This is a genomic window from Pseudomonas wayambapalatensis (assembly GCF_049942315.1).
Taxonomy (GTDB): Bacteria; Pseudomonadota; Gammaproteobacteria; order Pseudomonadales; family Pseudomonadaceae; genus Aquipseudomonas; species Aquipseudomonas wayambapalatensis.
In genome coordinates, this window is record NZ_JBNFMU010000056.1 from 1 (window position 1) to 3172 (window position 3172).

The 3172-nt window shown below is 64.9% G+C and carries 2 protein-coding genes and 1 pseudogene; 2 read left to right on the forward strand and 1 reads right to left on the reverse strand.

The genetic code is table 11. The annotated features are described in order from the left end of the window. The first annotated feature begins 80 nt into the window (after positions 1-80). Positions 81-1367 (forward strand): L-pipecolate oxidase, encoded by a 1287-nt coding sequence (gene amaA / locus ACPZMI_RS01675; protein WP_186669862.1) that lies wholly within the window; start codon positions 81-83, stop codon positions 1365-1367. 42 nt (positions 1368-1409) lie between these two features. Here the strand turns inward: amaA and ACPZMI_RS01680 are convergent, their stop codons facing one another. Beyond that, positions 1410-2837, reverse strand: a complete 1428-nt coding sequence (locus tag ACPZMI_RS01680; RefSeq protein WP_186721024.1) for a mechanosensitive ion channel family protein — start codon at positions 2835-2837, stop codon at positions 1410-1412. 234 nt (positions 2838-3071) lie between these two features. Between ACPZMI_RS01680 and ACPZMI_RS01685 the strand changes: the two are divergent. Next, positions 3072-3172 (forward strand): annotated as a pseudogene (locus ACPZMI_RS01685) (hydrolase); the annotation flags it as partial.

Sequence of the window (3172 nt, forward strand, 5' to 3'; positions counted from 1 at the left end):
GGTTCGGCGCCCCGACTTGCCCGCGATTGGGCGGTACGCCGACCTAACCGCAACAAGAACAATATTGCTGGAGCCGGGCCATGTCCGAACTGCGTCAAGAATGTCTGTGGGAATCGATCACCCGACCGACCGTCGCTTCACAGGCGCTGGCCGGTGAGCACACGGCCGATGTCTGCGTGATCGGCGCAGGAATCACCGGGCTGTCGGCGGCGATCCACCTGCTCGAACAGGGCAAGTCGGTCATCCTGCTGGAGGCCTGGAAGGTTGGACATGGCGGCTCCGGGCGCAATGTCGGGTTGGTCAACGCCGGGACCTGGATCCGTCCCGACGATGTCGAGGCGACCTTGGGGCTGGAGCAGGGCGGGCGCCTGAACAAGGTGCTTGGCGAGGCGCCCGGGGAAGTCTTCGCCATGATCGAACGCCTGGGCATCGACTGCCAGGCCCAGCACAAAGGCAACCTGCATATGGCGCACAACGCCACGGGCCTCGCCGACCTCGAGGCACGCCATGAACAATGGCGTCGCCGGGGTGCCGACGTGGAACTGCTGCGGGGGGCCGAATGCCAGGAATACTGCGGCACCGACAAGATTTCCGCCGCGCTGCTCGACCGCCGCGCCGGCACCATCAACCCCATGGGCTACACCCAAGGCCTGGCCTCGGCGGTGCAGCGTCTGGGTGGCAAGCTGTTCCAGCAATCGGCGGTCGAAGGCCTGACGCGTGATGGCGACGGCTGGCGAGTCGCCACCAACCGTGGCAGCGTGCGCGCCGACAAGGTGGTGATTTCCACGGGCGCCTACACCGAAGGCGACTGGAGCCATCTGCAGAAGCACTTCTTCCGCGGCTACTACTATCAGATCGCCTCCAAGCCGCTGCAGGGTGCGGTGGCCGACAGGATCCTGCCCCATGGCCAGGGTTCGTGGGATACCCGCACCGTGCTCAGCAGTATCCGCCGTGATGATCAGGGTCGCCTGCTGCTCGGCAGCCTGGGCCGGGTCGACAACAAGCCGGCGTGGTTCGTGCGCAGTTGGGCCGATCGCATCCAGAGCCATTACTTCCCTGAGCTGGGCAAGGTCGAGTGGGAAATGCACTGGACCGGCTGCATCGACTTTACCCCCGACCACCTGATGCGTCTGTTCGAACCGGCGTCGGGAGTGGTAGCGGTGACAGGCTACAACGGCCGTGGCAATACCACGGGCACCGTGATTGGCCGGGCTCTTGCGCAGTTTCTGCTCAAGGATGATCCGGACCGCCTGCCGATCCCGTTCTCACCGATGAAGCCGGTGAGTGCGCCTTCGTTGCGCACGGCATTCTACGAGTCGGGCTTCTCGCTGTATCACGCAGGGCAGTGCCTGCGCGTGGTGCTGTGATTGCACTGGCCCCTTCGCGGATAAACCCGCGAAGGGGCCCGCTTATTTGTGCAGCCAACTCAGAAAGCCGCCCTTCTTCACCGCTGCCGGCTTCTGCATCAGCAGCGACTCCCGGCTCTGCAGCCTGAACCGCTGCAGCTTGTTCAACGCCTGCACCACGTCGCCGCGCTCGGCCAGGCAACTGCGCACCTGCTCCTTGTCGATCCGGTACAGCAGGCAGCCAGTCAGGGTGCGGAACTCGGCGAACGAACTGTTCTCGTCCATGATGCCCTCGATCCCCAGCACTTCCCCCGGCCCCATGCGCCCGGCCTCCACGCGCTTGTCGCCATTGCGGATCGAGGCCTGGACCACGCCGCTGCCGATCACCAGCAAGTGATCGGACTGTTGGCCGACATCCAGGATCACCTGGTCGGCCAGATACTCCACCGCCATCATGCGCTGGCTGAGGGCATCGCGTTCCTCGCTGCTCAGCGAACGGAACACCCGCACTTCGTCGAGCAGCTCACGCTGTCGACTACGCGGGGCGACGGCCAGGTCGAGGTTCCACATCACACCGCTGGCCTCGAGATGGCGGTGGGCGAGGTCGAACAGCAGGTTGCGTACGTCGGTCTTTTGCGCCGCGTCGGCGATGAAACCGCTGGCCTCGTATTCCACCGACTCCAGCGTCGAAGCTTTCACCGACACCTTCGCTGCGGGTGACGGCAGCAGGGCGCTGGTGCCTTGCAGGGCTTTCTCCAGCGCGTCGAACACCCGCTTGGGGCGGATTCTGGCGGGTACCACCACACTGATCGAAACCCCGTGGCGGTCGGCTGGCCGGCTGTGGTTGAGCAGGCGCGCCTTGGCCGCCACCGAGTTGGGAATCACCGCCAGGCTGCCGCTGCCGGTGATCAGCCGCGTGGCGCGCCAGTCGATATCCACCACCTTGCCCTCGGTGCCGTCGATGGAGATCGAGTCGCCGATCTGGTAGGGCCGCGTGGTGTTGAGCACGATGCCGGAGAACACGTCGGCCAGGGTGCTCTGCAGCGCCAGGCCGATGACGATGGCCATCACCCCGGAGGTCGCCAGCAGCCCTTTGACCGGCAGTTGCAGGACATAGGCCGCCGCCGCCACGGCTGCGGCAAGAAAGATCAGCGCGCCCACGACATCCTGCAGCAGGCGCCCGCCGTGACTGCCGCGGGCGATCATCAGCAGGCCGAACACCACCGTCACCGTGCGCGCTCCGAACAGCCACCAGCCGATGGTCAGCACCGTGGCGATCAGGTTGCGCGCGACATCGTCCGCCCATGGCGGCGGTTGCAGCGGGCTCATGCCGGCGGCCAGCAGGACGGCGCTGAAGATCACGAAGATGCCCAGGCGCGTGACGATACGCCAGGCGCGGCGCTCCAGCGGGATCAGTTGCCAGAGCAGCAGGTCGAGGAAGATCAGGCAGGTTCCCAGCAGCAGGGGGTAGGACTGGATGAAGGCCAGCATGGTGGTCTCGGGGGCTAGGGGAGGGCTGAGGGGTAGTAAAGAGCAGGTTGGTTGCCCAGGCAATGGGGCATCTGTGGGTGTGGGTTTACCTGTGAAAAGGGCGACATCCGTTTCATCGTTCCAAAAAAAGAACGCTAAGGCCGTTTTTCACTATCTACCGCCAGAAACGCGATGTTTTTAATCTGTGCCCATGCAGTCGAGACAACAACCCACCCCACCCGAAGGAGCACGACCATGAGCCAATTCACCTACAACCGCCTGAACAAAGACGACGCCGCCGTATTGCTGGTGGACCACCAGGCAGGCCTGCTGTCGCTGGTCCGTGACATCGAGCC